The sequence below is a fragment of the Rhizobium sp. SRDI969 genome (assembly GCF_025152725.1).
In the GTDB taxonomy this organism is placed as follows: domain Bacteria; phylum Pseudomonadota; class Alphaproteobacteria; order Rhizobiales; family Rhizobiaceae; genus Rhizobium; species Rhizobium leguminosarum_I.
The window spans coordinates 4723991-4737904 of record NZ_CP104035.1 but is presented as its reverse complement, the minus strand read 5'-3'; the positions used below and the strand labels follow the sequence as shown (position 1 = coordinate 4737904).

At 61.2% G+C, this 13914-nt stretch carries 15 protein-coding genes and 1 tRNA gene; 6 read left to right on the top strand and 10 right to left on the bottom strand.

Annotated features, from left to right (window positions below; all coding sequences use genetic code 11):
• Positions 1 to 53: 53 nt before the first annotated feature.
• The 4 genes from N2A41_RS23310 (at position 54) to N2A41_RS23295 (ending at position 3669) form a co-directional block, all read left to right on the top strand.
• A complete protein-coding gene (locus tag N2A41_RS23310; protein ID WP_222292119.1) occupies positions 54 to 1274 on the top strand; it encodes a phosphopentomutase in 1221 nt (406 codons plus the stop codon).
• Complete coding sequence (locus tag N2A41_RS23305; RefSeq protein WP_260109813.1) at positions 1271 to 2239, top strand: adenosine deaminase; 969 nt, start codon at positions 1271 to 1273, stop codon at positions 2237 to 2239. Before N2A41_RS23310 ends, N2A41_RS23305 begins: the two co-directional genes overlap by 4 nt.
• Positions 2240 to 2344: 105 nt before the next feature.
• On the top strand, positions 2345 to 2974 hold the full coding sequence (gene upp, locus N2A41_RS23300) for a uracil phosphoribosyltransferase (RefSeq protein WP_003544477.1): 630 nt from the start codon (positions 2345 to 2347) through the stop codon (positions 2972 to 2974).
• Positions 2975 to 3099: 125 nt separating this feature from the next.
• On the top strand, positions 3100 to 3669 hold the full coding sequence (locus N2A41_RS23295) for a TIGR02281 family clan AA aspartic protease (protein ID WP_260109812.1): 570 nt from the start codon (positions 3100 to 3102) through the stop codon (positions 3667 to 3669).
• 6 nt (positions 3670 to 3675) lie between these two features.
• On the opposite strand, the gene deoA is transcribed toward N2A41_RS23295, so the two are convergent.
• The 9 genes from deoA to N2A41_RS23250 all read right to left on the bottom strand — a co-directional run bounded on the left by deoA (position 3676) and on the right by N2A41_RS23250 (position 12384).
• Positions 3676 to 4983 carry a thymidine phosphorylase gene (deoA, locus tag N2A41_RS23290; RefSeq protein WP_260109811.1) on the bottom strand — a complete coding sequence of 436 codons (1308 nt, stop codon included), beginning with the start codon at positions 4981 to 4983 and terminating at the stop codon, positions 3676 to 3678.
• A 1-nt stretch (position 4984) separates the two neighbouring features.
• A complete protein-coding gene (gene deoC / locus N2A41_RS23285) occupies positions 4985 to 5761 on the bottom strand; it encodes a deoxyribose-phosphate aldolase (protein WP_260109810.1) in 777 nt (258 codons plus the stop codon).
• 114 nt (positions 5762 to 5875) lie between these two features.
• A complete protein-coding gene (locus N2A41_RS23280; RefSeq protein WP_260109809.1) occupies positions 5876 to 6676 on the bottom strand; it encodes a purine-nucleoside phosphorylase in 801 nt (266 codons plus the stop codon).
• Positions 6673 to 7062 (bottom strand): cytidine deaminase, encoded by a 390-nt coding sequence (locus N2A41_RS23275; RefSeq protein ID WP_162115540.1) that lies wholly within the window; start codon positions 7060 to 7062, stop codon positions 6673 to 6675. Before N2A41_RS23275 ends, N2A41_RS23280 begins: the two co-directional genes overlap by 4 nt.
• Position 7063: 1 nt before the next feature.
• Positions 7064 to 8035 carry an ABC transporter permease gene (locus tag N2A41_RS23270; RefSeq protein WP_260109808.1) on the bottom strand — a complete coding sequence of 324 codons (972 nt, stop codon included), beginning with the start codon at positions 8033 to 8035 and terminating at the stop codon, positions 7064 to 7066.
• Between the two features lie 10 nt (positions 8036 to 8045).
• Positions 8046 to 9149, bottom strand: coding sequence for an ABC transporter permease (locus N2A41_RS23265; protein ID WP_260109807.1), 1104 nt, complete (start codon positions 9147 to 9149; stop codon positions 8046 to 8048).
• Between the two features lie 7 nt (positions 9150 to 9156).
• A complete protein-coding gene (locus tag N2A41_RS23260; RefSeq protein ID WP_260109806.1) occupies positions 9157 to 10668 on the bottom strand; it encodes an ABC transporter ATP-binding protein in 1512 nt (503 codons plus the stop codon).
• Positions 10669 to 10756: 88 nt separating this feature from the next.
• Positions 10757 to 11749 carry a BMP family lipoprotein gene (locus N2A41_RS23255; RefSeq protein WP_064247499.1) on the bottom strand — a complete coding sequence of 331 codons (993 nt, stop codon included), beginning with the start codon at positions 11747 to 11749 and terminating at the stop codon, positions 10757 to 10759.
• Positions 11750 to 12066: 317 nt separating this feature from the next.
• The gene (locus tag N2A41_RS23250; RefSeq protein ID WP_018070333.1) at positions 12067 to 12384 is read right to left on the bottom strand and encodes a hypothetical protein; all 318 of its coding nucleotides are present in this window, start codon (positions 12382 to 12384) and stop codon (positions 12067 to 12069) included.
• 226 nt (positions 12385 to 12610) lie between these two features.
• Between N2A41_RS23250 and N2A41_RS23245 the strand changes: the two genes are divergently transcribed.
• Positions 12611 to 12700 (top strand) — tRNA-Ser (locus N2A41_RS23245).
• 63 nt (positions 12701 to 12763) lie between these two features.
• Here N2A41_RS23245 and N2A41_RS23240 read toward each other — a convergent pair.
• Entirely contained in the window at positions 12764 to 13240 is a 477-nt protein-coding gene (locus N2A41_RS23240) for an Lrp/AsnC family transcriptional regulator (protein ID WP_260109805.1), read from the bottom strand.
• A 41-nt stretch (positions 13241 to 13281) separates the two neighbouring features.
• On the opposite strand from N2A41_RS23240, the gene N2A41_RS23235 reads away from it, so the two are divergent.
• Complete coding sequence (locus tag N2A41_RS23235; protein WP_260109804.1) at positions 13282 to 13902, top strand: RBBP9/YdeN family alpha/beta hydrolase; 621 nt, start codon at positions 13282 to 13284, stop codon at positions 13900 to 13902.
• The last annotated feature ends 12 nt before the right edge of the window (positions 13903 to 13914 follow it).

The window sequence follows — 13914 nt, the reverse complement described above, 5'->3', positions numbered from 1 at the left end:
TCTCAGCCGCCTCCGACATTCCAGAGCCGGCGATCGGCTTTCTCGGGTGTAAAATGGCGCGTGCCTTTCTTTTCGTTCTGGATTCCTTCGGCATTGGCGGAGCGCCGGATGCGGCGGCCTATGGCGACGAAGGCGCTGATACGCTCGGCCATATCGCCGAGTTTTGCGCAGCCGGAGCCGGGGACCGCGCCGGATTGCGCGAAGGGCCGCTTTCCCTGCCCAACATGTCGGAACTCGGGCTGATGCATATCGCCCGGTCCGCTTCCGGCCGGTTTCCGGCCGGCATGCCCGTCCCGGAGAAGGTCTACGGTATTTATGGCGCCGCCACTGAAATCTCCCGTGGCAAGGATACGCCATCAGGTCATTGGGAGATCGCGGGGACACCTGTCAGTTTCGATTGGGGTTATTTCCCGACAGAGGGCGACGCCTTTCCTCAGGAATTCATCGAGACATTGTGCAGGGAGGCTGATGTGCCCGGCATCCTCGGCAACTGCCATGCCTCGGGAACGGAGATCATCGCCCGGCTCGGCGAGGAGCATATCCGCACCGGCAAGCCGATCTGCTACACCTCCTCGGATTCGGTCTTCCAGGTCGCGGCGCACGAGGTGCATTTCGGCCTCGATCGTCTGCTCGCCTTCTGCCGTTTGGCCCGGGGACTGCTCGATCCCTACAATATTGGCCGAGTCATTGCCCGGCCCTTTGTCGGCCAGTCTACCTCTTCCTTCCAGCGCACCGGAAACCGGCGCGACTTTTCCGTGCTGCCGCCGGAACCGACGCTGCTCGACCGTCTTATCGAGCACGGACGGCACGTGCATGCTGTGGGAAAGATCGGCGACATCTTTGCGCATCAGGGCATTTCCAGGGTCATCAAGGCGAACGGCAACGAGGCGCTGATGGATGCGTCGCTTTCGGCGATCGACGAGGCTGAGGATGGCGATCTCGTCTTCACCAATTTCGTCGATTTCGACATGATCTACGGCCATCGCCGCGATGTGCCGGGTTATGCCGCGGCACTCGAAGCCTTCGATGCGCGCTTGCCCGAAGTCCACAAGAAACTGAAGCCCGGCGATCTCGTCGTGCTCACCGCCGATCATGGCTGCGATCCGACCTGGCGCGGCACGGACCATACGCGCGAGCGCGTGCCTGTTATCGCCTACGGCCCCAGCATCCGGTCGCGTTCGATCGGCGTGCGCCGCAGCTATGCCGATATCGGCGAGAGCATCGCCCGGCATCTCGGCATCCCGGCCGGACCGCACGGAAGGAGTTTTCTGTGACATCGCATTTGAAGAAGGTCGAACTGCACTGCCATCTGGAGGGTGCGGCCCCTCCAGCTCTGACCGCGGCGCAGGCGCGGAAATACGGCGTCGACATCAGCGCCGCGCTTCGCGACGGAGCCTATGTCTGGCATGACTTCGCAAGCTTCCTCGAATGTTACGACAAGGTTTCCGAGGTCTACAAGACCGAGGAGGACTATGCGCTTCTGACCGAAACCTATCTCGACGAACTGGCCGGCATCAATACGATCTACAGTGAGCTCATCGTTTCGCCCGATCACGGCAAGCGCATCGGGCTGGGCGCCGATGCCTATATATCAGGTATCTGCGAAGGCATCCGGCGGGCCAAGGAAAAGAGCGGCATCGAGGCTCGGCTGATCGTCACCGGCGAGCGGCATTTCGGTCCGGAGAGTGTGATCGGTGCTGCCGAATATGCGGCAAAGGCCGGCAATCCCTTGATTACCGGCTTCAACCTTGCCGGCGAGGAACGCATGGGGCGCGTCGCCGATTATATCAGAGCCTTCGATATCGCCCGCGATGCCGGCCTCGGACTGACCATCCATGCCGGCGAGGTTTGTGGCGCCTTCAGCGTCGCCGACGCGCTCGACGCGGTGCGCCCCTCGCGCATCGGCCATGGGGTGCGCGCCATCGAGGATCTCGATCTGGTGAAGCGGCTTGCCGATCTCGGCACCGTGCTCGAGATCTGCCCAGGCTCCAATATCGCGCTCGGGGTCTTTCCCGATTTCGCCTCCCATCCGCTGCGCCATCTGAAGGAAGCAGGCGTGCGGGTGACGATCAGCTCAGACGATCCGCCTTTCTTCCATACCTCACTCAAGCGAGAATACGAGCTTGCCGCCGGGGCTTTCGGCTTCGGCGACGCGGAGATCGACGCCATGACGCGCACGGCGATCGAGGCGGCCTTCGTCGACGAGGAGACGCGGAAGGTCTTGCTCGCCCGGCTTTGAAGACTAGAGAGACTGGGGAAGATCGACGCAAATTGACCGCCACTCTTGCGGTCGGGCCGATTTCCGTGAAAGAAACATCCGATAGAAAGAATGAAAGGCTTCCCCATGGACGGCGTCACGGTCATCGATCATCCGCTTGTGCAGCACAAGCTCACCATCATGCGGCGCAAGGAGACATCGACGGGAAGTTTCCGGCGCTTGCTGCGCGAAATCTCGACCCTGCTCTGCTACGAGGTGACCCGCGATCTCGAATTGACGATGGAAACGATCGAGACGCCGCTGCAGACGATGGAGTCGCCGATCCTCGAGGGCAAGAAGCTGGTCTTCGCCTCGATCCTGCGCGCCGGCAACGGGCTGCTCGAAGGCATGCTCGATCTCGTGCCTTCCGCCCGAGTCTCACATATCGGCGTCTACCGCGACCACGAGACGCTGCAGCCGGTCGAATATTATTTCAAGGCGCCGGAGGACGTGGCCGAGCGCCTGATCATCGTCGTCGACCCGATGCTTGCGACCGGCAATTCCTCGATCGCGGCGATCGACAAACTCAAGGAACGCGGCGCCCACAATATCCGCTTCCTCTGCCTGCTTGCCGCCCCGGAAGGCATCCGCAACTTCCGCGCCGCGCATCCCGATGTTCCGGTTTTCACCGCATCGATCGACAGTCATCTCAACGAGAAGGGCTACATCATGCCCGGCCTCGGCGATGCCGGCGACCGCATGTACGGCACCAAGTAATTTCAGCCTTCCTTTACCAAATGGAAAGACTTTAAGGCCCGGTGGTTCGATCCTGGCCTATTGTCGTCGATCTTAGCAACTTGTCAGCACTTGAGGTTTAGGAAGCCTGAAGCATGAGGCCCCGCATGAAGCGGGGTTTATACAGGAAGGATTTCTGTTTCATGCTCGTGCGTACCGTCCTATTCGCCAGCATCGCCGCGGTGCTCGCCACACAGGTGCCTTCCTTCTTCGGAAGCACCAGCCAGCAACCCGCTGACACTCTCTCCGCCAATTACGTATCGACCGAAAGCAATGAGCCCGCAGTCCCCGCGCCCGTATCCAGCAGCAATGCGATCCGCCTGCAGGCCGATGCGCAGGGCCATTATACCGGCAGCTTCAAGATCAACGGCAAGCCGGTGCAGGGCCTGATCGATACCGGCGCCACCTATGTGGCGCTCAACGAGACTCTCGCCCGCCGACTGGGCTTCACGGCCAACCAGCTCGATTTCCGCTATGGGGTGAACACCGCGAACGGCCAGACGAAGGCCGCGCATGTGACACTCGACCGGGTCGAAATCGGCGGTATTCGCGTCCGCGATGTCGAAGCCTTCGTCCTGAGGGACGATGCGCTGACGACGACGCTGGTCGGCATGAGCTTCCTACAGAAGCTCGCCTCCTATTCCGTCGCCGACGGTTCGCTCAGCCTCAAGCAGTAAACCGTTTTAGACCAGCCCCGCAATCACCGGTGTCAACTCCGGCTTGTCGTGGGTGATGCGGTAGTGCGTGGCAAGTGCTGTCGCCGCCCTCTCCGCCGCGGTGTCGTCAGCGGCGTGAACGAGAGCGATCGGTTCACCTGCGTTTACGCGGGTGCCGAGCGGCAGGAGTTCGGAAAAGCCGACGCGATGGTCGATCCGGTCCGCCGGATGGCGTCTTCCGCCGCCGAGGTCGATGACACTGACGCCGATACCGCGCGCATCGCAGGCGGCAAGCCAGCCGGACCGGGGGGCCGGGACAGGTTTTTCCACAGGTGCCCTGGCCAGATATTGGTCGGGGTTTTCGATGAGATCGGCCGGGCCGCCGAGCATCGACACCATGCGCGCGAAGACCTCTGCCGCCTTTCCCGATGCCAGAGCTCGACGCGCCATCGTCTCGGCTTCATCAGACGAAGCGGCAATGCCGGATTTCACCAGCATTTCGGCGGCGAAGGCGAGAACGACGGTCTCAAGCCGCGTGTCCTTTTTTCTACCCGCCAGGAAATCCAGGCAATTGCGCAGCTCGACGGCATTGCCGGCACTATCGGCAAGCGGCTGGTTCATGTCGGTGATCAGGGCCGAGGTCTTCACGCCTGCGCCATTGGCCACCTCGACCAGCGACTGCGCGAGGATCTCCGCCTGGCCGCGGTCGGCCATGAAAGCGCCGTTGCCGACCTTGACGTCGAGCACCAGCGTCTCGAGCCCGGCCGCAAGTTTCTTCGAGAGGATAGAAGCGGTGATGAGGGGGATGGAATCGACAGTGGCGGTCACGTCGCGCACGGCATAGAGCCTGCCGTCGGCGGGCGCCAAGGTCCCGGTCTGACCGATGATGGCGCATCCCGCCTCCTTCACGACCTTGTGGAACAGATCCGCATCCGGGGAAATCATATAGCCGGGAATGGATTCGAGCTTATCCAGCGTGCCGCCGGTGTGGCCGAGGCCGCGCCCGGAGATCATCGGAACGGCAAGGCCGCAGGCAGCAGCGATCGGCGCCAGCATCAGCGAAACATTGTCGCCGACGCCGCCGGTCGAATGTTTGTCGGCGATCGGGCGGTCGATATCGGCCCATTGCAGCCTGTCGCCGGAATCGGCCATCGCCAGCGTCAGGGCCACGATTTCGGCCCGCGACATGCCCTTGAACCAGACGGCCATGGCGAACGCGCCGATCTGGCCTTCCGACAATTGGCCGGCAGCCAACGCAGCGATGAAGGAGCTGATATCGGCGGCGTCGAGTTCGTCGCCATCGCGCTTGCGCCGGATGATCTCCTGCGGGATCATTTCAATAGCTCGATGCTGCAGCCGGTGCCGACTGTGTTCCGCTCAGAACCGCCAGGATATCGTCGAGCAGGCCGGAAGCGCCGAAGCGGAACGTCGACGGCATCGCCCAGTCCGGCGTCATGATGGTTTCGGCAAGGCTCAAATAGAGTGCGGCATCCGCCACCGAGCCGATGCCGCCGGCCGGCTTGAAGCCGACCTTGCGGCCGCTCTCACGGATGGCGCGGATCATGATGTCGGCGGCTTCGAGCGTCGCGTTGACGGCGACCTTGCCGGTGGAGGTCTTGATGAAATCTGCGCCGGCCTCAATGGCGAGTTCAGAGGCATGGCGGATCAATGCCGCATCCTTCAACTCGCCGGCCTCGATGATGACTTTCAGCAGGACGGAGCCGGTGCATTCGGCGCGCACGGCCTTGACCATGTCGGTCACCGCCTTCTCATTGCCGGCGAGCAGCTTGCGGTAGGGGATGACCAGATCGATCTCATCGGCGCCATCGGCAATTGCCTCACGCGCTTCGGCGGCGACATCGGCCACTTCCATATCGCCCGAGGGGAAGTTGACGACGGTCGCGATGCGCACGGCATGGCCGGTGCCGAGGATGTTGCGCGCCTGGGCGACGAACCGCGGCCAGATGCAGATCGCAGCGCTGTTGCCGTAGGGCGTCTGTGCACGGGCGCAGAGCATCTCGATCTGCGCCTCGGTGCAATCGTCCTTCAAATTGGTGAGATCGAGAAGGGAAAGGGCGACAGCCGCAGTCTCCCGGTTGGAATGGCTATTCATCTTCGCTTCCTCTCGAGCATGATGTCGAAAAGTGTGGGCGGTTTTCAGACGACATCATGCTTTAACTATTTAACTTAGAACAGGATTCAGATTTTAGGCCGACCCGGCCCAAAATCATCCTGTTCCAGCCGCAATCATGTCTTTCAAGATGGCGGCGAGACGGGCGCCGCCGATGGGCGCCATGTCCTTGGTTTCTTCATGGCTGAGTTCGTTGCCGGTCATGCCTGCTCCATAGTTGGTGACAACGGAGGCGGCTGCAACCCTCAGGCCCAGCATTCTTGCGATGATCACCTCGGGCACCGTCGACATGCCGACGGCATCGGCGCCGAGGATGCGCGCCATGCGGATTTCGGCCGGGGTTTCGAAGCTTGGACCGGAGAACCACATATAGACACCCTTCGCCAGCTCGATTTCAAGCTTTGCCGCTGCCCTCTGCATCGCCGCGGCAAGGCCCGCATCATAGGCATTGGTCATGCCGACGAAACGGTGATCGCTTTCCTCGCCGATCAGCGGGTTCATGCCGGAATAGTTGATGTGATCGGTGATCTGCATCACCGAACCGGGCGGCATGTCGTCACGCAGCGATCCCGCCGAATTGGTCAGGATCAGCGCTTCGACGCCGAGCGCCTTCAGCACCTCGATCGGCAGGCGCATGGCGTTGGCATCGCCCTTCTCGTAATAATGCACGCGGCCGGAGAGCATGATAACGGGCACGCCGCCGAGGCGGCCGGCGACGACTTCGCCGGCATGGCCGGAGACGGCGCTGACGGGAAAGCCCGGCAGGTCGCGATAGGGAACACGCACGGCGCCATCGAGCTCACCGACAAGGGAGCCGAGACCGGAGCCGAGGATGATGCCGTGGCGCGGCTTGATGCCCCCGAGCAATGCGGCGAGCAGGCTGACCGTCGCCTTCATCCGAGTTCCGTTTCGAAGCTGAAGGGAAGAAGCTCTTCCATCGTCATGGTCTTCTTCACGCCCGCCTCATCGCAGAGGTAGATCTTCGTCTCCTTGGAGGCAAATTCGGAGATCTTCTGACGGCAGCCGCCGCAGGGCGGGCAGAGCGGCAGTTTTTCGGCAATGACGGCCATTTCGACGATCGTCTTTGCGCCGCCCATGATCATGGCGCCGATCGCCGTCGGCTCGGCACACCATCCTTGCGGAAAGGAGAGATTTTCGATGTTGGCGCCGGTATAGACCTTACCGTCCTCGGCGCGGATCGCCGCACCGACCGGGAATTTCGAATAGGGCGCATGCGCAAAAGCCATGGCGCCGCGGGCGGCTTCGAACAGGTCGTGAGACATATTAACGCTCCTTCGTATAAGGCACGCCGCCGGCTTTCGGCGGGGTCGCAACGCCGATGAAGCCGGCAAGCAGGACGCAGGTTAGAACATAGGGCAGCGCCTGGAAGACCTGAACCGGCACTTCGCCGATCAGCGGCACCTGCTTTCCCTGCATGAAATTTGCCAGCGCATCAAGGAAGCCGAAGAGCAGGCAGGCAAACATGACGGGCACCGGCTTCCACTTGGCAAAGACCAGAGCGGCAAGCGCGATGTAGCCCTTGCCGGCCGACATGTCCTTGATGAAGGCGGCGGACTGGGCAATCGCCAGATAGGTGCCGGCAAAGCCGCAGAGAATGCCGGCGCACATGACGGCGCGGTAACGCAGCCAGGCAACCGAAATGCCGGCAGTATCGACCGCGCCCGGGTTTTCACCGACGGCGCGCAGCCGCAGGCCGAAGCGTGTGCGGTAGAGCACCCACCAGGAAAACGGCACGGCGAGAAAGGCGAGATAGGTGAGGACATTGTTGCCCGATATGACATTGGCATAGATCGGGCCGATGATCGGTATCTCGCGGGCGGCATCGGCGGCTGGCAGGATGATCGGCGCGAAGCGCGATTCCGGCGACAGCTGCGGCGTGCGTCCGCCCTGGCCGAACCAGGCTTGGCCGAGCACGATGGTGATTCCGGCGATGAAGAAGTTGATGGCGACGCCTGACACAATCTGGTTGCCGCGATTGGTGATCGAGGCGAAACCGTGCACCAGGCTCAGCGCCACCGAGCAGAGGATGCCTGCACCGAGGCCGAGCCAGGCCGAATCGGTAAGATAGGCAACGCAGGCGGCGGCAAAGGCCGATCCCAGCATCTTGCCCTCGAGACCGATATCGAAGATGCCGGCACGTTCCGAAAACAGACCGGCAAGGGCGGTGAAGATCAGCGGGATCGACAGGCGGATGGTCGAGCTCAGAACGCTGATGAAGATGTCATAATAATCCATCGCCCGCTCCTTAACCGCGCTTGAACTGTTGGTAGAGGCGCACCATCGCCGGCCGGAACATATATTCCAGCGCGCCGGCAAAGAGGATCACCAGACCCTGGATGACGAGGATCATCTCGCGGGTGATGTTCGGCATTTCGAAGGAAATCCAGTCGCCGCCCTGGTAGAGAATACCGAAGAGGATCGCCGCCACGATGATGCCGAGCGGATGGTTGCGGCCCATCAGCGAGACGGCGATGCCGACGAAGCCGGCACCGCCGACGAATTCCACCTGCAGGCGGGCCGACGACCCCATGACCGGGTTCAGCGCCATCATGCCGGCAAGCGCGCCGGAGAGCAGCATGGCGATGATCACCGTGCGCGCATAGGGAATGCCGAAATAGTCCGCCGCCGTCCGGCTGACGCCCAGTGTGCGCATCTCGAAGCCGAGCTTGGTGCGCCAGACGAGCAACCAGACGAGGTAGCTGACGACGAGTGCAATGATGAAGGAGACGTTGAATGGGGCGGCCCCCAGCTTGGCGCCGAACAGCTGCATGACCCAGCCGAGCTTCGGCAATTGGCCGCCTTCCAGGAAGGTGCGGGTTTCCGGCGCCATCTTGCCTGGTACGATCAGCACATGCACCAGGAGATACACCATGAGCGCTGCGCCGATATAATTGAACATGATCGTCGTGATGACGATGTGGCTACCGCGTTTTGCCTGCAGGAATGCCGGGATGAAGGCCCAGGCTGCGCCGAACAGGCCGGCGCCGACGACGGCGATCGGCATCGTCACATACCACGGCACGTAGCGATCGAGCGCCAGCGCCACCAGCGCGCAGCCGAGGCCGCCGACATAGGCCTGGCCTTCCGAGCCGATGTTGAAAAGGCCGGCATGGATCGCCACCGCGACGGAGAGGCCGGTGAAGATGAAGCTCGTCGCGTAATACAGCGTGAAGCCGATGCCTTCGCCATTGCCGAGCGCGCCCTGGATCAGCAGCGACAGTGCATCGAGCGGGCTCTCGCCGATCAGCCAGACGACGAAGCCGGAGATCAGGAAGGCGACGACGAGGTTCAAAATCGGGATGAGGCCGTAATTGATCCAATTTGGTAGCGGAACGGAAGCAGTGCTCATAAAGGCCTCATGCGGCAATGCCGGCCATCATCAGGCCGAGGGTCTGTTCACCGGCATCGGGCGTCTTCTCGCCGACGACATGGCCGGCAAACATGACAAGGATACGGTCTGAAAGAGAGCGAATCTCATCGAGTTCGACGGAGACGAGAAGGATTGCCTTGCCCGCGTCGCGCATCTCGATGATCCGGCGGTGGATGAATTCGATGGCGCCGATATCGACGCCACGTGTCGGCTGGCCGATGATCAGCATCTTCGGATCGCGTTCGATCTCGCGAGCGACGACGATCTTCTGCTGGTTGCCGCCGGAGAAATTCGCCGTCTTCAGCCGCGGGTTCGGCGGGCGGATGTCGTATTTCTCGATCATCTCCATTGCATCCTTGCGGATAGCTTCGAGATCGAGAAATGGGCCGCGGCTATAGCCCGGCCGGCGGTGATAGCCGAGCACGGAATTTTCGTATTCCTCGAATTTCAGCACCAGGCCCATATGGTGGCGGTCCTCGGGAATATGAGCGAGGCCGAGATCACGCAGGCGGGCCGGATCGGCCTTGTCGATCGTCTGGCCGTCGAGCAGGATTTCGCCGGAGGTCGGCTTGCGGATGCCGGCAATCGCCTCCAGCAATTCGGACTGGCCATTGCCGGCGACGCCGGCAATGCCGACGATCTCGCCGGCGCGCACGTCGAAAGAGACGTTGTCGACCATGGTGACGCCGCGATTGTCCTTGACCGTCAGGTTGCGGACGGACAGCACGGCGGCCCCGGGGTTCGCCTCGCCCTTCTGCACACGCAGCAGCACCCGGCGGCCGACCATCAGTTCGGCGAGCTCCTCCACCGTCGTCTCCGCGGTCTTGCGGGTCGCGACCATTTCGCCGCGACGCATGACCGAGACCGTATCGGTGATCGCCATGATCTCGCGCAGCTTGTGGGTGATGAGGATGATCGTCTTGCCCTGATCGCGCAGCACCTTGAGGATGCGGAAGAGGTGATCGGCCTCTGCCGGGGTCAAAACGCCTGTGGGCTCGTCGAGGATCAGGATCTCGGCACCGCGATACATGGCTTTCAGGATCTCGACACGCTGCTGCAGGCCGACCGGAAGCTCCTCGATCAGCGCGTCGGGATCGACCTCCAGACCATATTCCGTTTCCAGTCGCTTGAGCTCGGCGCGCGCCGAGGCGACGCCCCTCGCCAACAGCATGCCGGCTTCGGCGCCAAGCATGATGTTTTCGAGCACCGTGAAATTATCGACCAGCATGAAATGCTGGTGCACCATGCCGATGCCGGTGGCGATCGCCGCCTGGCTGTCACGGATGGTGACGGGATTGCCGTTGACGCGGATCTCGCCGCTGTCGGCATGGTAGAAACCATAGATGATCGACATCAGGGTCGATTTACCGGCGCCGTTTTCGCCGATGATGCCGTGGATCGTCCCCCTGGCAACGGTAAGGTTGATGTCCTTGTTGGCGTGGACGGCACCGAACTTCTTGTCGATGCCGACAAGCTCGATAGCGGGCTTATCTGTCACTGCAGGCTCCAAATAAGAAAAGGGCGTATGGCGAAAATCCCCTCCGCCATACGCCCGATCTCAATCGTCGATCACATTCGGGCGCGGATCACTTCGGGCAAGCATTGTCCGAGGTGTAATCGTGAACCTTGACGGTTCCCGCGATGATGTCGGCCCTGGCTTTGTCGACGGCAGCCTGCATTTCCGGCGTGATCAGCGACTTGTTGTGCTCATCGATCGCGGCGCCAACACCCTCTTCCTTGACGCCGAGCGCCTGGACGCCGCCGGTGAACTTGTCGTTCTTGGTGTCGTTATAGGCGTTGTAGACGGCGAGGTCGACGCGCTTAACCATCGAGGTCAGGACCGAGCCCGGATGCAGATAATTCTGGTTGGAGTCGACGCCGATCGACAGCTTCTTGTTGTCGGCGGCCGTCTGCAGAACGCCGAGACCGGTGGCACCGGCTGCCGCATAGACGACGTCAGCGCCCTGGTCGATCTGGTTCTTGGTGAGCTCGCCGCCGCGGACCGGGTCGTTCCAGGCCGCGCCCGTCGTGCCAGTCATGTTCTGGAAGACTTCGATATCGGCCTTGACGGAGCGTGCGCCCTGCTCGTAGCCGCATTCGAACTTGCGGATCAGCGGAATGTCCATGCCGCCGACGAAACCGACCTTGCCTGACTTCGACGCCATGCCGGCGAGAACGCCGACGAGGTAGGAGCCTTCTTCTTCCTTGTAGACAACCGAGCGGACGTTCGGCTTGTCGACGACGGAGTCAACGATGATGAACTTGGTATCCGGGAATTCGGCTGCAACCTTCTCGATGGCCGAGGTCCAGGCGAAGGAAACTGCAACCACCGGATTGAAACCACGGCTTGCGAAGTTGCGGATGGCCTGTTCGCCCTGGGTGTCGCCCGTCGGCTCGAAGTCGCGATAGGCAATGCCGGTCTCGGCCTTGAACTTCTCGGCACCGTTATAGGCCGCCTCGTTGAAGGACTTATCGAACTTCCCGCCGGTGCCGTAAACCAACGCCGGCTTGACATCGGCGGCAAGCGCCGTCGTCGACATGGCAGCCACGGCAAAGAGAGTGAGAAGGGATTTTTTCATTGTGCAGCCCTGTTGTTGCTATTCGTTAGGGGTCCTCCCGCAAGCCCTTTTCGGGCATGTCTGCGGAACCACCGACCTCCCCCCGGAGGCCTGGCTGCGCGCATCCTTGCATGGCTCACGGAAAAATTCACCAGAAATTTTTCAGCTGGTAAAGATTTGCAGGGATTGCCGAAAATCAGCTCTTCGGGGCTGATTTTTGGACATTCCTTGCCTCAAAATGCGGATTTTCTAGCCAATTCGAGCGGCAAATACCGAGTAGAAGAGCGGACGATGCCCACCCGGATTTCTCGCCGGATCGTGTTGGCGGAACCACCTTGCTATGCGGTGAAGCGACCCGCCACCGGCGGCTTCTTGTAGCCGATCATCCACAGAAGCAGCGCGATCACCAGGAAAACGGCAAAGGCCGGCTGGAGCATCAGCCACTGGAAGATGAAGGTGTAGAAACGCGGGTGGATATAATAGGAAAGGGAGGATTGCAGCGACGTCAGGGTTGTCGGGCTGACATCCTGCCAGGCATCGGAGATCGGCGTCATTACCACGGAAGACGCCGCAACCGATTGGATCGAATCGATGGTCCCGGCAATCACGGCCGCCGCAAGCGCGACAAGACTCGCCAGACGCAACAGGAAACGCATCAATTCCTCCGACGCTCGATATGCCGGACAATTCCGGCCGGCCGCGCCATTCTCCACCTTGAGAATTACATAGTCATCGATGAGGTGAAGCACAATGGAGGGGCCGAGGCGAGTTTTATCTGAAGAAGTCAAAAAACTGTTAGATTTCGGTTGATCGACAAAAATTCATCGGTATATATCGCGCCGTTCCGACGATTTGCTCCTATCCTAGGCGCGAACGCCCAATGGACAGGTGGCCGAGTGGTTTAAGGCGCACGCCTGGAACGCGTGTGTACGTGAAAGCGTACCGTGGGTTCGAATCCCACCCTGTCCGCCATACCCTCATTTTCAATATTGATTCAAACCGCATTTCGCGCGGGACGCGGAAGCTTTGTTATTCTCAAGGGCGCTGCAGCAGGGCGCGTCCGATCTGCTTCGGGTTCTCGCTGCGCAACACCAGAGATGTCGTCACAGCCCCAAATCGCGCGATCGTGTCAACGATCGTTTCCAGCTCTCCCGGCGACGGGACCAGCACCTTCAAGAGAAAACAGTCCTCTCCGGTGAGGCGCAATACTTCCATGACTTGCGGCATCTGCGCGAACTGTTTCAGACAGGGTTTGATATGCTCATGCGTCGTGCGCAAGCGAAGCACAGCCGTCATTCCAATTCCGAAAGCGGTCGGGTCTATCCGGGCGGTGTAACCGACAATGATGCCGCGGTCTTCCAGCCGCTTGACGCGTTCCGATGCTGCCGGCTGAGAGAGCCCGACCCGCCGACCGAGTTCGGAGATCGCAATGCGTCCATTTTCCTGCATCGCTTCGATGATGGCGATATCGGTCGGATCGAGCAATACCCGATTGTTTTCCTGAAAAGCCATGGGATCACCTTAAAATCATCGGAGAACGGCGTGGTTTTCCGATGATCATTCATTCCGAAGCAAAAGAAAATGCATCATTTTCACCTGCGCGGATGATCAAAGGAAAAGACATGAAGGACATCATCATATTGCCGGGAATTGGCGGTTCGGGTGAGACTCATTGGCAAACACGTTGGGAAAGGTCGAACCCGGACATGCGGCGTTTCCAACCGGCTAATTGGGAAAAGCCCGACTTGGCGGACTGGATTTCAGCTCTGGAGCGCGCCGTTGGCGCATCGGCGACCCCTCCCCTGCTGGTCGCGCATAGCCTTGCCTGTCTGCTGGTTGCTCATTGGCAGCAGGTTTCTTCGCTTGCCGTTGCCGGAGCGTTTCTTGTGGCAGTCCCGGATCCGCAGTCCGCGTCATTCCCTGAGGAGGCGGCCGGATTCGCCGATCCGCCGTCGCAAAAAATACGCTTCCCCACTCTGATTATCGCAAGCGCCGATGATCCCTTCGGCACGCTCGACCATGCCCATGCGCGCGCGGATCTGTGGGGCAGCGGCCTTGTCGCGATTGGTCCTTTCGGCCATATCAACGGGCAAAGCGGTCTTGAGGACTGGGGCCAGGGAAAGGCGTTGCTGACGGCCTTCTCTGCCGGATTGGCGAAATCTGATCGGGCTTGAACTTATTTCGAG

What these genes read in the sequence shown, in the direction of transcription:
- N2A41_RS23310 (WP_222292119.1), top strand. Translation starts at nt 54, where the DNA reads ATGGCGCGTGCCTTTCTTTTCGTTCTGGATTCCTTCGGCATTGGCGGA.
- upp (WP_003544477.1), top strand. Translation starts at nt 2,345, where the DNA reads ATGGACGGCGTCACGGTCATCGATCATCCGCTTGTGCAGCACAAGCTC.
- N2A41_RS23295 (WP_260109812.1), top strand. Translation starts at nt 3,100, where the DNA reads ATGAAGCGGGGTTTATACAGGAAGGATTTCTGTTTCATGCTCGTGCGT.
- deoA (WP_260109811.1), bottom strand. Translation starts at nt 4,983, where the DNA reads ATGATCCCGCAGGAGATCATCCGGCGCAAGCGCGATGGCGACGAACTC.
- deoC (WP_260109810.1), bottom strand. Translation starts at nt 5,761, where the DNA reads ATGAATAGCCATTCCAACCGGGAGACTGCGGCTGTCGCCCTTTCCCTT.
- N2A41_RS23280 (WP_260109809.1), bottom strand. Translation starts at nt 6,676, where the DNA reads ATGAAGGCGACGGTCAGCCTGCTCGCCGCATTGCTCGGGGGCATCAAG.
- N2A41_RS23275 (WP_162115540.1), bottom strand. Translation starts at nt 7,062, where the DNA reads ATGTCTCACGACCTGTTCGAAGCCGCCCGCGGCGCCATGGCTTTTGCG.
- N2A41_RS23270 (WP_260109808.1), bottom strand. Translation starts at nt 8,035, where the DNA reads ATGGATTATTATGACATCTTCATCAGCGTTCTGAGCTCGACCATCCGC.
- N2A41_RS23265 (WP_260109807.1), bottom strand. Translation starts at nt 9,149, where the DNA reads ATGAGCACTGCTTCCGTTCCGCTACCAAATTGGATCAATTACGGCCTC.
- N2A41_RS23255 (WP_064247499.1), bottom strand. Translation starts at nt 11,749, where the DNA reads ATGAAAAAATCCCTTCTCACTCTCTTTGCCGTGGCTGCCATGTCGACG.
- N2A41_RS23250 (WP_018070333.1), bottom strand. Translation starts at nt 12,384, where the DNA reads ATGCGTTTCCTGTTGCGTCTGGCGAGTCTTGTCGCGCTTGCGGCGGCC.
- N2A41_RS23240 (WP_260109805.1), bottom strand. Translation starts at nt 13,240, where the DNA reads ATGGCTTTTCAGGAAAACAATCGGGTATTGCTCGATCCGACCGATATC.
- N2A41_RS23235 (WP_260109804.1), top strand. Translation starts at nt 13,282, where the DNA reads ATGATCATTCATTCCGAAGCAAAAGAAAATGCATCATTTTCACCTGCG.